Annotated in this window: 2 protein-coding genes; both read left to right on the top strand. The window is 33.2% G+C overall.

What is annotated here, in order from left to right:
* Positions 1-31: 31 nt before the first annotated feature.
* Positions 32-1,411 (top strand): aminotransferase family protein, encoded by a 1,380-nt coding sequence (locus tag PQ462_RS15840; protein ID WP_274250714.1) that lies wholly within the window; start codon positions 32-34, stop codon positions 1,409-1,411.
* Positions 1,392-17,348, top strand: a complete 15,957-nt coding sequence (locus tag PQ462_RS15835) for a non-ribosomal peptide synthetase (protein ID WP_274250713.1) — start codon at positions 1,392-1,394, stop codon at positions 17,346-17,348. The genes PQ462_RS15840 and PQ462_RS15835 overlap by 20 nt, the downstream gene beginning before the upstream one ends.
* Positions 17,349-17,391 lie beyond the last annotated feature (43 nt).

Here is a 17,391-nt window from a genome sequence, read left to right as displayed (position 1 = left end):
AGATATTTATTAACCACTAAATAAAAACAGTATGATTAAATCCTTAATACAATCTATGGCAGTATGCCCGGATATGAATAAAGTTTACCCTAAAATTGATTACGGTAAAGGTGTATATGTGTATGACCAAAATGGTAAAAAATATTTAGATGCATCTTCAGGATCTTCGGCAGTTTCAAATATAGGACACGGGAGAACTGAAATTGCAGATGTAATTCACCAGCAGGTTTCAAAAATATCTGTTTTACCAACGCATGCTTTTAACTCAGATGTAGTCGAAAGTTATTTAGATCGTCTTGTTTCTTTTGCGCCAGCGGGATTTAGCAAAGCATGGACAGTAATGAGCGGGACTGAAGCGGTAGAAAGTGCTGTTAAACTTGCCTTACAATTTCATCAGTTAAGAGGAGATTTTAGTCGTTACAAAGTAATTTCAAGATGGAATACTTATCATGGAAACTCAGTTTTTATGCTGGATGTGGGAGGAATGAAAATTAGAAGAGAACTTTACAAACAGTGGCTTAATAATTTTCCTCACATTTCTCCGGCTTACAATTATAGAAGACCTGAAGAATTAAACGAAGATCAATTTGTTCAAAGCCTGCTTACAGAGTTTGAAACTACTATTGTTGAAGAAGGGCCGGAATCAATCGCAGCCTTTATTGCAGAACCAGTTATTGCATCTGCAATGGGAGCAGTTCCGCCTCCTGCAAATTATTTTGCCGGGATTTCAAAAATATGTAAAAAATACGGAATCCTTTTTATTACAGATGAAATCCTGACAGGTTTTGGAAGAACAGGTAAAAATTTCGGTATGGATAATTACGGTGTTGTACCAGATATTATAGCAGCGGGAAAAGGAATGAGCGGAGGTTATTTTCCTTTGTCAGCCGTAATTGCTTCATCCTATGTTACACAGCCTTTTATAGATACTAAAACACCATTTCTGGGCGGTTATACTTTTGCTTGTAATCCTGTTGGCTGCGCTGTAGGAAACAAAGTAATGGATATTTTAGAAAGAGAAGACGTTATTGGTAATGCTAAGAGAATGGGAGCTTTGTTTCTTGAAAAACTAAAAGCATTATATGAGTTTGAAATTGTTGGAGATGTTCGCGGCGAAGGGCTTTTATGTGGTGTTGAAATTGTTCAAAATCAAAGCACAAAAGAACCATTTCCGGTTTCTATGGGAATTTCAAAAATGCTGGGTGAAAAAGCAATTCAAAAGGGAGTTGTATTGTATCCGGGAAGAGGTTCTGTAGATGGACTTTTAGGAAATCACCTTCAAATTTCACCTCCACTTGTAATCAACGAGGAGCAGTTAGATGAAATTGTAGATGTTCTGAAACAATGTTTAAAAGAAGTAATGTCTGAAATTAAAAAAAGTACACTGAGCTATGAAACTATTGAGTCTTAAGAAAGCTAAAACTGAGGAATTTTTAAATAGATTTTTAAACGAAAATCAAAATACTGATTCAAGTACATTTTTTGAAGGAGTACATATAAAATCTGAGAGTCACATAAACTCTCAGATTGAATTAAATCTGGATATAAAAGATGTAACTAGAGTTCAGGAAATCTGCAATGGATCTGATATACTGATGTATAACTTTTATTCCTGCGTTTTAAGTGTTTTGCTTCATAAATATGAAGAAACATCTATTTTCATTTCACCCTTGTCACAATTTGAAGATTATGCAGAAAACGCAAACGAGCTTTTTGTTCTAAAACATCAATTTGACAAAACTGAAAATTTCAAAAGCCTTTTTTCGGCAGGCAAAGCATCTTTATTAGAATCAATAGAGAATAGTTTTGATTTAGAAATTTTTAAAGATTCTTTTTTAAACTTTCAAGACTTCAAAAATAAAATTTCATTTGGGATCACTATAAATGATGCCAATACTAATATCATGGATACTGCTAAAGCTGTATTTGTTTTTGATTTTAAAAGCAATACACCTGCATTAAAAATTGTATGCAAAGGCGAAATGATCGATAATGATCTGCTGTATCTTTTTGGAGATAATTTTAATAAATTATTAAACGAAACACTCCAAAATTTATACGGACCAATTGGTAAAATAGAATTTAGAGGAAATAAAGAACAACAGCTTCTGAGCCAGATAAACTTGCCAGAAACAGACTTTTCACTTGATAAAAACATTATCGAACTGCTTGCAGAACAGTGCGAAAACCAAGCTGAAAAAATTGCCATTTCATGTAAGGATCAAAACATAACTTATAAGGAATTAGATCAAAATACTAATAGACTTGCACGTTATATCCAGAATGAATTTACAGCAGGAAAAGATGATCTTTTTGGTATAATGCTTTCAAGATCCATCAATATGGTAAGTAGTATCCTTTCTGTTTGGAAAACCGGAAGCGCCTACGTGCCGGTTGCTGTAAATCTTGGTGATGATGCTTTGCAGCACATCATCGAAAATTCAAATTTAAAAGCTGTAATTACAGATGACAGCAGTGTTGTAGAACAGCTTAAAGCATTACCTATTGAGATTGCGGTAATTGATTTAAATGCTATTGAAGCATTTTTAAATGACTTATCAGTTCTTCCGTTAAATGTTGCAATAGGACCAGAGGATCTTTCTTATGTAATTTACACCAGCGGCTCTACAGGAAGACCAAAAGGAGCTATGATTGAACATTATGGAATGATCAATCATATTTTGGCCAAGATTACAGAAATGAACATAACTCAGGAAAGTGTTGTTGCACAAAATGCACCGCATACTTTTGATATTTCTGTCTGGCAGTTTTTTGCGCCCCTAGCAGCTGGAGGAACAAGTGTAATCTACGATGAAGAAACAATTCTGGAAATTAACGAATTTGTAAACAATATAGCAAAAGACAAGGTTACATTATTAGAACTGGTACCTTCTTATTTATTGGAAATTCTCAATTATCTTGAAAATGAAAATAACGAAATTACACTTCATCTTGATATACTGATCTTAAATGCCGAAACTTTAACCAAAGCTATGGTTAAAAGATGGCTTGATGCTTACCCGCAGATACCAATTGTAAATACGTACGGAGCTACAGAAGTTTCTGATGATATGTCGCATTTTGTAATGCAGGAAACTCCTCAAAGCTATTCTGTTCCGGTAATGAAACAGCCTATACAAAATTTCGAGGTTCATATTCTTGATGAGAATAAAGAAAGAGTTCCGGTAGGAGTTAAGGGTGAAATCTATCTGGCAGGTCCATGCGTGGGAAGAGGGTATTTTAATGATGAAAAACGTACAAAAGAAGCTTTTCTAAAAGGACCTGTTGAAGGAATTACCAATCAGAAAAGAATATACAAAACTGGTGACTTAGGAAGATTTATGCCTAACGGAACCATGGAGTTTATTGGCAGAAATGACAATCAGGTTAAAATACTCGGACACAGAATAGAATTAGATGCCATAGAAAATATTACTGCCGAAATTCCTGCTGTTAAAAGTGTTAAAGCAATTGCTGATACAAATAAACAGATGATTGTTTTGTATTATGTATCTGATTCTGAAATTGATAAAAACTTTATGGAAGAACAGCTTTTAAATAAGCTTCCTAAATATATGCTTCCATCGGCTTTTATACACATGACAGGTTTTCCATTGACTAAAAATGGTAAAATTGACAAAACAAAACTTCCGGCTGTTAAACTAGAAGATTTAGCAGCAAAAGAATACGCTGCTCCTCAAAATGAAACCGAAGAAAAACTGGCTGTTATCTGGCAGGAAGTTTTAAAAATTGATAAAATTGGAACAACAGACAACTTTTTTGATTTAGGAGGACACAGTTTACTGGCTGTTAGAGCAATTAACAGAATAAAAAAAGAATTAGGATTAAATACTTCTGTAAAAACATTCTTTGAAAATCCTACGATTGCTGCTTTATCTAAGCAGTTAAAAGAGAAAAAATACATTCCTATTGAAAAAGCGGCTGTATCAAAATCATATCCATTAACAGCATCACAGCATAGATTTTGGGTTTTGAGCCAGGTTGGAGATGCATCTTTGGCTTACAATTTATCTATGCCCCTTAAATTTAAAGGAGAGCTGGACAGCGTAAAATTAGAAGAATCATTCCGCTTTTTGATTAACAGACATGAGGCTTTACGCACTTCTTTCAAATTAGATGAAAATGGAGAAGCACGTCAGTTTATTACTTCAATGGAAGAGTTGGATTTTAATATCAAATATATCGATTTAAGTTCTAATACTGAAAAAGAAACTGCTATAGAAACTTATCTTTCTAAAGAGAATACTACTGCTTTCAATTTAGAAAATGCACCATTATTGCGTGTTTCATTGATTAAATCAGGAGAAGACGAATATGTGTTCTTTATGACAATGCACCATATAATTGGTGACGGATGGTCATCTGTTGTATTATTTAGAGAAATGGTAACCATATACAATTCTCTAGTTCAGGAAAAAGAAATAAACTTACCTGAATTGAGAATTCAATATAAAGATTATGCCGGATGGTTAAATCAGGAAGCACAGCAAGAACATTATAAAGCATCTGAAGCATATTGGCTAAATCAATTCTCTGGTACACTTCCTGTAATTGAGCTGCCTGGATTTAAAAAACGTCCTTTGGTAAAAACTTATAATGGAGATTATTTGAGCTATCAATTTCCTAAAAGCTTTACTGAAAAATTAGCAGTTTTTTCACAAAAACACGATGTTACCCTATTTATGACTTTAATGGCTGGAATTAATGCTTTACTAAGCAGATATACCGGACAGCAAGACATTATTGTAGGTTCACCTATTGCCGGAAGAGAACATTCTGATTTAGAAAATCAAATAGGGCTTTATCTAAATACTTTGGCTTTCCGTACACAAATGGACAAAAATTTCAATTTTCTGGATCTAGTACGCCATGAAAAAGAAATTATACTAGGAGGTTATGAGCATCAAGGATATCCATTTGACGAACTGGTTGATAAACTGGAATTAAAACGCGAAAGCGGCAGATCTGTTTTATTTGATATTATGGTTGTGCTTCAGAGCCAGTCAAAACTAAATAATTTTGAAAGTAATAAATTATTAGGTCTTGAAATCAATGAGCAGGAAATTAATCATAAAAAAGCACAGTTTGATTTGATTTTTGCCTTTATGGAAAATGATGGTCTTTTGCTTGGAATTGAATACAATACTGATATTTATGATGCTGTTTTTATTGAAAAAATTGCAGGTCATTTTGAGCAGTTAGTAAGCGAAATGATTGAACAGCCTGAAACTAAGATTCAGCATATCGATTATTTGAGTTCTCAGGAAAAACAACGTCTTCTGTTTGATTTTAATGATGCTGCCACGGCTTATCCAAATGATAAAACAATAGCAGCATTGTTTGAAGAACAAGTACTAAAAACACCAAATCATACAGCTGTTGTTTTTGAAGGTAAAGAAACAACATATAAAGAACTTAATGAGAAGGCGAACCAGCTTGGACATTATTTAAGAGAGAATTATAAGATTAATCCAGATGATTTTGTTGGAATCAAATTAGGCAGAAGTGACAAATTGATTGTGGCAATTCTGGGTATTTTAAAATCAGGAGGCGCTTATGCTCCTATTGATGCTAATTATCCGGCAGACAGGATAAAATATATTGAAGATGATACTCGCTGTAAAATAATTATTGATGCTGCCGAATGGGAGGCTTTTGAGGCATCTAAAACAGAAAATACAAAAAACAACCTTTTGTCTGTGAATTCTCCTCAGGATTTAGCTTATGTAATTTATACCTCTGGAACTACAGGTAATCCTAAAGGTGTAATGGTTGAACAAAGAAGTGTTGTAAGACTTGTAAAACCTGGAGGATATTTTCCTTTAAATGAAAATAAAGTGCTTTTAAGTACCGGAGCAATTTCTTTTGATGCTACTATTTTTGATTTCTTCGGAACATTATTAAATGGTGCCAAATTAGTAATGACTACACAAGAGTGTTTATTAGATACTAATTGCCTTAAAAATGTCATCAGACAGGAAAAAGTAAATGGCTTTTTTATGACAACTGCCTGGTTTAACCAATTAGTAGATAATGATATTGAGGTTTTTGAAACAATAGACCATCTAATTTTTGGAGGAGAGATGGTATCTCCTAAACATGTTGAAAAAATATTCAATACCTACAAACATATTAAATTAACGCACGCTTATGGGCCTACAGAAAATACTACTTTTTCTTTAACACACGATATTGAAAACCTGAATACTCCTACAATCGTTATTGGTAAGCCTATAGAAAACAGTACCGTTTATATTTTAGACGAATCCCTTCAGCCTGTTCCTGTAGGAATTGCAGGAACTCTTTATGTGGCGGGCGATGGAATCTCAAGAGGCTATTTAAACAAACCGGAATTAACAGCAGAAAAGTTTATTGAAAACCCATTTGTAGAAGGTACAAAAATGTACAACACCGGAGACTTAGGAAAGTGGCTGCCAAATGGAGATGTTGATATTCTGGGAAGAATAGATAATCAGGTAAAAATTAGAGGTTATAGAATTGAGCTTGGAGAAATTGAAAATAGTCTTGTAAGTTGTTCAGATAAAATAGCACAGGTAGTTGTTGATGTAAAAGAGATTAATGGAAACAAAATCCTGATTGCTTATTATACAGCAGATATTACTTTGGATAAAAAAGATCTTCAGTCAGATTTAGGAAAAATCCTTCCTGATTACATGCTTCCAACATATTACATTCAACTGGATGTCATGCCGCTGACAAGTAATGGTAAAGTTGACAAAAAAGCCCTTCCGGAGGTTACGGAAGAAGATTTAATTAAAACTGAATACATCGCACCACGTACTTCGCAAGAGGAAGTTTTGGCGGCTGTATGGTCTGAGGTTTTAAAATATGAAAATATTGGTGTAAAAGACAGCTTCTATAATTTAGGAGGCGATTCTATAAAATCAATTTTGATCGTTTCAAGATTAAAACAACGCGGTTATTTGTTAAAAGTTGATCAGATATTGCGAAATCCGGTATTGGAAGATCTGGCTCTTTTAATTGAAACCAGTACAGTTGCTGCAGATCAGTCAGCAGTTGAAGGATTGTCTGTATTGACACCTATCCAGCGTTACTTTTTTGAAAGCGAAACGATACCAGACAAAAACCATTACAATCAGGCAGTAGTGCTTAAAAGCAAAAATGAACTTGATACAAAAGTTTTATCAGATTGTCTTGCTTCACTTGTTGTACATCATGACGCTCTTCGTATGGTTTATAAAGAAGAACAGCAGAAATGGACACAATATAATGCTGATTCTTCTAACCCTCATTATAAAATTAATTTTTATGATTTAAGAGGTCATGCAGATGAATTGGAATCACTTAAAAATATTGGAAATGAATTACAAAGCAGTTTTGATATCAGTTCGGGAATTTTACTGCATGCTGGACATTTCAGACTTTCAGATGGTGACCGTTTAGGATTAATAATCCACCATTTGGTTGTTGATGGTGTTTCGTGGCGTATTTTGCTTGAAGACTTATCGGCTTTGTATCATTCATATCAATCAGGAACTCCGACAAACCTTCCTTTAAAAACTGATTCTTTTCAGCGTTGGTCTTCTTTACAGCAGGAGTTTGCTAAAAGTCATGCAATGCAGCAGGAAAGACCTTATTGGGATAAAATTTCAAAAACGAAACTGCCTCAGCTTGCCTCAGATTTTTCAAATTCTGTAAAGGCTTCAGTGCTTGATAAAAGAAATGGTTTTGTACTTGACAATGCGTTGACTGAAAAACTGCAAACCCAGGTTCACCATGTTTATAAAACAGAGATTAACGATTTGCTTTTAACTGGATTAGGTCTGGCAGTTCAAGAAGTTTTCGGTGCCAGCCAGACTGCGGTTAAAATGGAAGGTCATGGTCGTGAGGAAATTATAGACGGAATTGATATTGGCCGTACTGTTGGATGGTTTACCAGTGTTTATCCGTTTGTATTGGATATTTCCGGAAATCAGCCGTTGGTTTCGGTTAAGGATTCTCTTCGTAAAATTCCAAACAAAGGAATTGGTTATGGTATTTTAAATTATCTCGATACTGCTTTTGAAGATTCTTTAACACCAAGTATTCAGTTTAACTATCTTGGGGATTTTGGTTCTAATGCCGGAAATTCTACAGGAGAGGCAGTGTTCGAATTTGCTCCAGAAAGCATAGGATCGTCTGTAAATGTCAGCAATACAAAAAGTACCATTTTGCTTGATGTTTCAGGAATGATGGCTGCCGGCGGATTAAGTATGTCTATTGGTTATTCATCAGAAAGGTACTCTGAAGAAACTATAGAAAAACTAACTCGTGCATACGAAAATCAGCTAAAGGTGCTTATTACAGAACTTTCAGAAACGAAACAAACACAATTAACACCTTCAGATTTAACATACACCAATTTATCATTTGAAGAATTAAAACAAATAAATCAGGATAACAATGTAGAAGATATTTATGAATTATCTCCTTTACAGCAAGGATTCTATTACCATTGGCTGGCAGATCATTCAAGTCCAATGTACTTTGAACAAATGGTGTATACCATAAATGCAGAAACATTATCTATTGAAAATTGTAAACAGGCATTTGATGATTTAATTTCAAGATATTCTATTTTAAGAACTTCATTTACAAATAGTTTTGGAGATCAGACACTGCAAATTGTTCATAAAAATGTAGAAAGTAATTTTTCATATCAAAAAATGGAAAAGAACGATAGTGAAACTATCGAACAATACATTGAAAGAATAAAAACAGAAGATAAAGCACAAGGATTTAACTTTGAACAACCTTCATTAATGAGATTAAAAATCATTGAAGTTGAAAGAAACAAATATGTGTTTATCTGGAGTTATCATCATATTTTGATGGATGGATGGTGTATGAGTATCTTAATTAATGATTTTAGTATTATTTTAAGTGCTGTTTCTACAAACGAGGATGCTGCTCTTCCCGTGGCATTAAAATATTCTGAGTACATAAAATGGCTGTCAAAAGTAAATAAAGAAGTATCATTAGAATACTGGAAAAAATATTTAAATGGTTTAGAAAATGTTATTGATCTGCCATTTAAGAAAAAAACTAAAAGCGGAACAAATTTCGAAATCAAGCATTTTAAAGTTAATATAGAGGGTGCTTTATATCAGGATGTTATGCGTTATTGCCAGGAAACAGGAGTAACTCTTAATGTGTTTGTTCAGGGTGTTTGGGGTTATTTACTTTCCAGATATAATAATACACAGGATTCAGTTTTTGGAGCAGTAGTTTCAGGCAGACCAGGTGAATTACCCGGAGTAGAAACGATGGTAGGATTATTTATTAATACAATTCCGGTAAGACTTCAATATACTGATGAAGACACACCAAAAACATTATTAAAAAGAATTCAGACAGAGGCAATTCAAAGTGCATCACACCATTATATCAATTTATCTGAAGTACAGTCTCAGAGCAATTTAGGAAATGAATTGATTAAGACTCTGCTGACTTTTGAAAATTATTTTGTTCAGGAAATGGATGACAGTACTAAAGAAAGTGCAGATACTAAAAGTTTCTATATTGATGAAGTAGCTGTTTTTGAACAAACAAACTATGATTTTAATATCATTGCAACGCCTTCGGATACAGCCTTAAAAATCGATTTTGGCTATAACTCTGAGGTTTTAGATGAAGTATTTGTAGAGAATCTTTCGTCTCACTTTTTAAAAATTACCGAAGAATTTAGCAAATCAGGTTCTGCGGATCTTAATTCAATAGATTATTTATCTAATCAGGAAAAGCAAGAACTTTTAGTAGATTTTAACGATACCGTTTTTAATTATAACGATCAAAAAACTGTAGTGGATTTGTTTGAAGACCAGGTTCGCAAAACTCCTGAGAATATTGCTTTACGCTTTGCAGATATTGAGTTTACCTATAAAGAACTTAATGAAAAAGCGAATCAGTTTGCGCATTATTTATCTGAAAATTATAAAGTAGAAGCAAATGATGTAATTGGAATAAAATTAAACAGAAGTGAAAAACTTGTAGTTTCAATTTTAGGAGTTTTAAAATCAGGAGCAGCTTATGTTCCAATTGATCCGGCTTATCCACAGAACAGAATTGAGTATATTGAAAAGGATAGTAACTGTAAAATTGTAATAGATGATTCTTCTTTAGGATTGTTTACCGAAATTTATGAGAAATATTCAAAAGATAATCTTGAGGTTAAAAATCTATATGACAATTTATCTTATGTAATTTATACTTCGGGTTCTACAGGAAATCCAAAAGGAGTAATGATTAAACATCGTTCTTTGTTTAATTATCTGGATTGGGGTAAAAGACATTATTTGGCTTCCCAGCTTGTAAACACTGATTTTGGATTGTTTACTTCTTTATCTTTTGATTTAACAATTACAAGCTTGTATTTACCACTTATTACAGGAGGTTCTTTAAAAGTTTTTGATCCGAAAGAAGATGTTCTGGATATCCTGAAAGAATACTTTAACGGTAAATTATCTGGTATTAAAATTACACCTGCTCACATAAGTGCTTTAGATGGACTTGATATTAAAACAAGTAATGTCGAAGTTGCAGTTGTTGGAGGTGAAGCATTAACCCAAAAGCAAATACAAATTTTAAAAGGGTTAAATCCATCAATGAAAATTTACAATGAATATGGACCAACAGAAACTACAGTTGGCTGTATTGTATATGAAATTACTTCATCCGATGAAGAGATTTTAATTGGAAAACCTATTTCAAATACTACAATCTGTATTTTGGATGAATTTAAAAACCTGCAGCCAAAAGGAATTGCCGGAGAAATTTACATTGGAGGTGCGGGTTTGTCTAAAGGATATTTGAACCGTGCTGATTTAATGGCTGATAAGTTTATAGAAAACCCATATAAAAACGGAGATACTTTATATAAATCCGGAGATATAGGAAGATGGCTGCCAGATGGAAATATCGAATATTTTGGAAGAATAGATGATCAGGTTAAAATACGAGGACATCGTATCGAACTGGGAGAAATAGAAGCCTGCTTACAAAAATATTCTGATGAGGTAAGACAAGTTGTAATTGATGTTAAGGAAAGAAACGACAGTAAAATACTTGCTGCCTATTATGTTTCATCATCAGAACTAAATCAGTCAGATTTAAGACAGTATTTAAAACAAAATCTTCCAGAATATATGGTGCCGTCATTTTTTGTTCCATTATCTGAAATTCCATTAACTTCTAATGGGAAAACAGATCGCAAAGCACTGCCAGATGTATCTGGTAAAGATGTAATTAAGAACCAATATGCTGCGCCAAGAAACGAAACTGAAGAAAAACTGGTAAACATCTGGCAGGAAATTTTAAAGATTGATTCTGTTGGAATACATGATAATTTCTTAGAATTGGGCGGACATAGTTTATTGATTGTAAAAGTGATCAATAAGATCAAAAAAGAATTGAAATTGGATGTTTCGATAAAAGCATTTTTCGAAAACCCAACAATAGAAACTTTGTCTAAACAATTACAAAACACTCAATATATTCCAATTGAGAAAGCCGCTTTACAAGATTCGTACCCTTTAACACCTGCTCAAAATAGATTTTGGATTGTAAGTCAGTTCGAAACAGCTTCTTTAGCTTATAATATGCCGGCTGCTTTACAGCTTAAAGGAGAATTGGATGTACTAAAATTTGAAGAATCTTTTATTTATCTTTTAAAAAGACATGAAATTCTGCGTACTTCTTTTAAAATAAATGAAGAAGGAGAACTGCGCCAGTTTATAACTCCTACAGATGATTTGAATTTTGGTTTAAACTATATTGATTTCAGTTTAAATACTAAAATAGAAGCAGCAGTAGAAGAATATATTGCCATTCAAAACAGAATTGCTTTCAATTTAGAAAAAGCTCCGCTGGTTCGTGTTTCATTGATAAAATCGGCACAGAATGAATACTTCTTCTTTATGACCATGCACCATATTATTGGAGATGGCTGGTCATCAGAACTGCTGGTTAAAGAAATGGTAACGATTTACAATGCATTAGTTGATTCAAAAGAGGTAAATCTTCCTGAATTGAGAGTTCAGTATAAAGATTATGCATCCTGGTTAAATCAGGAATCACAACTGGAGCATTATAAAAAATCTGAAGCTTATTGGCTCAATCAATTTTCAGGTTCACTTCCGGTGATTGAATTACCGGTATCAAAGAAACGTCCTTTGGTAAAAACCTATAATGGTGACTTTGTGAATTACCAGTTTTCAAATTCATTTTTAGAGAAAGTGACAGTTTTTTCACAAAAACACGATGTTACATTATTCATGACATTGATGGCCGGAGTGAACGCTTTATTAAGCAGATACACAGGACAAAATGATTTTGTGATTGGTTCGCCTATTGCAGGTCGTGAGCATCCAGATCTTGAAAATCAAATAGGACTTTATCTGAATACTTTGGCTTTAAGAACAAAAGTAGAGAAGGATTTTAATTTCCTTGATTTGTTGCGCCATGAAAAAGAAGTAATATTAGGAGGTTATGAGCATCAAAATTATCCTTTTGATGAGTTAGTCGATAATCTTGAACTCAAACGAAATAACAGCAGATCTGCTTTATTTGACATTATGGTAGGGCTTCAAAGCCAGGCAAAACTTAATAATGTTGAAAACGATAAATTATCGGGATTAGAGGTTTATGAGTACAAAGCCAATATTAAAACATCTCAGTTTGATTTAGTATTTACATTCCTGGAGCAGGATAATTTAAAATTAGGAATTAATTACAATACAGATATTTATGATGCTGCTTTTGTAGAAAAAACAGCGATTCATCTTGAACAGTTATTAGATGAAATGATCAAGAAGCCTGAAACAAAAATCCAGCTTATCGATTATTTAAGCCAAGAAGAAAAAAATCATCTATTATTTGATTTTAATGATACTGCAATTGCATATCCAAAGGATAAATCTGTAGTTGAATTATTTGAAGAACAAGCACAGAAAACCCCTGATAATATTGCTGTTGTTTATAATGAGCTGCAACTGACATATAAAGAACTGAATACTTTATCAAATCAACTGGCTTATTCTCTAAAAGCGAATTATAATGTAAACAAAGGAGATAAAATTGGTATACACTTAACAAGAAGTGAGTTGCTGGTTGTTGCGATATTAGGAATTCTAAAGTCTGGAAGTACTTATATACCAATTGATTCTGAATTACCGGATCATCGTAAAGAATTCATAACAAAAGATACTGAACTTATATTATTAATAACAGAATCTTCTTTTAAACAGAATTTAGATTTCTATAATGGTAATGTTTTATTGATCGACACAGAGTTTAATCCTTCTGAAAAAGACTTGATTGCAGATAAAATTAATATCGAGCCGTCAGATTTGGCTTATATAATCTACACTTCAGGATCTACAGGACTTCCAAAAGGGGTTATGATAGAACATAGTTCATTGACCAATTATTTGATTTGGGCAAAAGAATGTTATCTAAAAGAAGGACTTACAAATACTAATTTTGGTTTGTTTACTTCGTTGTCTTTTGACTTAACAGTAACAAGTTTCTTCCTGCCGTTAATAAGTGGAGGCAGTTTAAATGTTTTTGAATCAAGTGATACTTTTCAGAATATATTAGAACAATATTTTACAAGTGAAACAGCCTGTGTAAAACTAACTCCTGCTCATATAAGTGTTTTAGGAAATCTTGGACTAACCTCAAGTAAAGTTCAATTAGCAATTGTAGGAGGAGAAGAACTTCAGCAAGATCATGTAAGGATATTAAAAAATCTTAATCCGGATATTCGAATTGTCAATGAGTATGGTCCTACAGAGTCTACAGTAGGATGTACAATATATGAACCAGAGTCTGCAGAAGGAGAAATTTTGATTGGAAAGCCTATCGCTAATACTGCTGTCTACATTCTTGATGAGTATAATAATTTACAACCAGAAGGAGTTATAGGCGAAATCTGTATTGGAGGTTCTGGTTTGGCCAGAGGATATTGGAATCGTTCGGAATTAACTTTAGAGAAATTTATAGCAAATCCATTTGAGGACGGAACAAGTTTATATAAAACCGGTGATATTGGTAAATGGCTTCCAGATGGTAATTTGGTTTATTTGGGCAGAGTAGATGATCAAATAAAAATTAGAGGACATAGAATCGAATTAGGAGAAATTGAAAGAAACCTATCAGCAATAAAAGGAGTAAAACAATCTGTAGTAGTTCCTAATGTAAAAGATGGAGATAAATTTTTGACAGCTTATTATACAGCAGACATTGTTTTGGATAAGAGAGCAATTCAGTCAGATTTAGGAAAAATTCTTCCAGATTACATGCTTCCTGGTTATTATGTTCAGTTAGAAATTATGCCGCTCACGAGTAATGGTAAAATAGACAGAAAATCTCTTCCGGAAGTTAAGGAAGAAGATTTAATCAAAACCGAATACATAGAACCGCGTACAGCTCAGGAGAAAATTCTGGCCGCCGTATGGTCTGAAGTTTTAAAATACGAAAATATTGGTATAAATGACAGCTTTTTCAATTTAGGAGGAGACTCAATTAAATCGATTCAATTAATATCTAAATTAAAACAGCATGGTTATTTATTAAAAGTTGACCAGATATTGAGAAATCCAATATTAGAAGACCTTGCTCTTTTAATTGAAGCCGGTACAGTTACCACAGACCAGTCAGAGGTTGAAGGATTATCAGTATTGACGCCTATTCAGCATTACTTTTTTGAAAGTGAAACTTTGTCAGACAAAAATTACTATAATCAATCGGTTGTGCTTAAAAGCAAAGACGAACTTGATACAAAAGTGTTATCAGATTGTATTACTTCTCTTATCACACATCATGATGCTCTTCGTATGATTTACAAACAAGAGGCAGAAGGCTGGATACAATATAACGCTGATTCATCAGGGATTCATCATAAAATTGAATTTCACGATTTAAGAGGCGAATCAGATGAGCTTTTGTCATTAAAAAATATTGGAAACGATTTACAAAGCAGCTTTGATATCAGTTCAGGTATTCTATTTCATGTTGGTCATTTCAGACTTTCAGATGGAGACCGTCTAGCGTTAATTATTCATCATTTAGTTATAGACGGTGTTTCATGGCGTATTTTACTCGAAGACTTATCTGCTCTGTATCTTTCCAAACAAACAGGAACTTCATTGAACCTTCCTTTAAAAACAGATTCTTTTCAGCGCTGGTCTTCTTTACAACAGGATTTTGCTAAAAGTCCAAAGATGCAGCAGGAAAGACCATACTGGGATAATGTTTCCAGAGCGGTTCTGCCTCAGCTTCCATCGGATTATGCAGCTCCCGAAAAGTTTAACAGCCTTGATAAAAGAAATGGTTTTGTACTTAACAATCAGCTGACCGATAAGCTGCAGACCCAGGTTCACCATGTTTATAAAACAGAAATTAATGATCTGCTTTTAACAGGATTGGGCTTGGCTGTCGAAGAGGTTTTCGGAATCAGTCAGACTGGAGTAAAAATGGAAGGACATGGTCGTGAGGAAATCATTGATGGAGTCGATATTGGCCGCACTATTGGCTGGTTTACGAGTGTTTATCCATTTGTTCTGGATATTTCAGGAGATCAGCCGTTGGTTTCGGTTAAGGAATCCCTTCGTAAAATTCCAAACAAAGGAATTGGTTATGGAATTTTAAATTATCTCGATAAAGCTTTTGATGCAGCTTTAGTGCCAAGTATTCAATTTAATTATCTTGGAGATTTTGGTTCAAATGCCGGAAATTCTACAGGAGAGAATGTGTTTGAATTTGCTTCTGAAAATATAGGATCATCAGCAGCAGTAGTTAATACTAAGAGCGATATTTTACTGGACGTTTCAGGAATGATGGTTTCAGGAAGTTTGAGCATGTCTATTGGTTATTCATCAGAAAGATATTCTGAAGAAACCATTGAAAAACTGACTCGTGCTTACGAAAATCAACTGCAAAATCTTATTGAAAGTTTAGCTTTAAAAGCAGAAGAAACAAATTCAGGCTTTGTAAAATCTCCTTATATAAAAACGGGAACAGAATGGTTATATGGAGATTTAATGGAATTGTCACCCAACCAGCAAAGATTCTACAAATATGAATATGCTTGTGTAACAATGAGAGACAAGATGTATAATTTTAATAAGGATACTTTTGAAAAAGATTTTAGAAACTTCCTTTTAGATTTTCCAGCCTTAAGTCTCAAATTTGAAACAATAGAGAATAAAGTATTCCAGAGATATATTCATCCAAACGATGTAGCATTAGAAATATTAATACATGATATTTCTTTGACAGAAGAAAAACAGATTTCTGAAATAACAGATGAATTTTTAGAAAAACCATTTGATTTAGTTAATGGAGCCCTAATAAGATGTCTTGTATTGCAGGAAGATGCTTCTGGAAAAAATGCAGTGGTTACTTTAAGAATACATCATTCCCTTTTAGATCATTATTCAGTAAATAGAATTTATACAGAGTTGTGTAACTATTTCCAAGGTGAAGGTAAACAGTCTGATTATTACCATCCGTTTGATTTTATAGTTGAAAAAGAAAAATTCTTATCATCTGATAAAGGAATGAAAGAAAGAGAATATTGGACAGACATTTTGCAGGAAACGCCATTGTACCATAATGAAATTAATCCTAATAAAGAGCTGGTGAATGTAATACAGGAAACAGTTATTTCGGATGATAGATTTAAAAGTATCAAAAAAATGGCGAAAAAGAACAATCTTCCGGTTAGTGCATTTTTTATTGGTTTTTATGAAATGATATTAAGCACTGTTAAATCAGATCAAAGACTGCTGTATAGTTTTATGGTAAATGGAAGAGAGCAGGAAGTGAAAGGTATGGATATCAATAAGATATTGGGCGTTACTGATAATGCATTACCAATTTCATACGCAAAAGGTATCACCAGCCTTACTATGGAATCTATTCTTGAAATTTATATAGCTTACCTGCGAAACAGAACTTATCAAGGTATTCCGTACGAAACTATAAGAAAAGATACTCTGCAGGAAACAGGTTTTGATATAGACGAAAACATGAGTGGTTATCTTAATTTATATATCAAAGAAGGTTCAGTAAGTTCTAAAAATACTGTAAACGGAAAACTGAATGTATATCATGATAATCTCTTAGTCTTTTATGGAATAAATCTGGAATGTGAAGTATATCAGGATGGTGTTTATTTGAGATTGATGTGCCCTAAAGACCTCTACGAAAAATTAGGAAATCTGATTTCTCTGGATAGTTTTATACAAGACCTGCTAAAAGGAATTAAAGATCACGAGAATTCTGAAATTAATACTGTTTATTAACAGAAAATGAATATTCATGCTGTTTCGTTACACACAAACAGCA

The organism is Flavobacterium sp. KACC 22758, from assembly GCF_028736135.1.
Taxonomy (GTDB): domain Bacteria; phylum Bacteroidota; class Bacteroidia; order Flavobacteriales; family Flavobacteriaceae; genus Flavobacterium; species Flavobacterium johnsoniae.
Note: the sequence above shows the minus strand (reverse complement) of the source record. Positions and strands in the feature narration are given on the sequence as shown.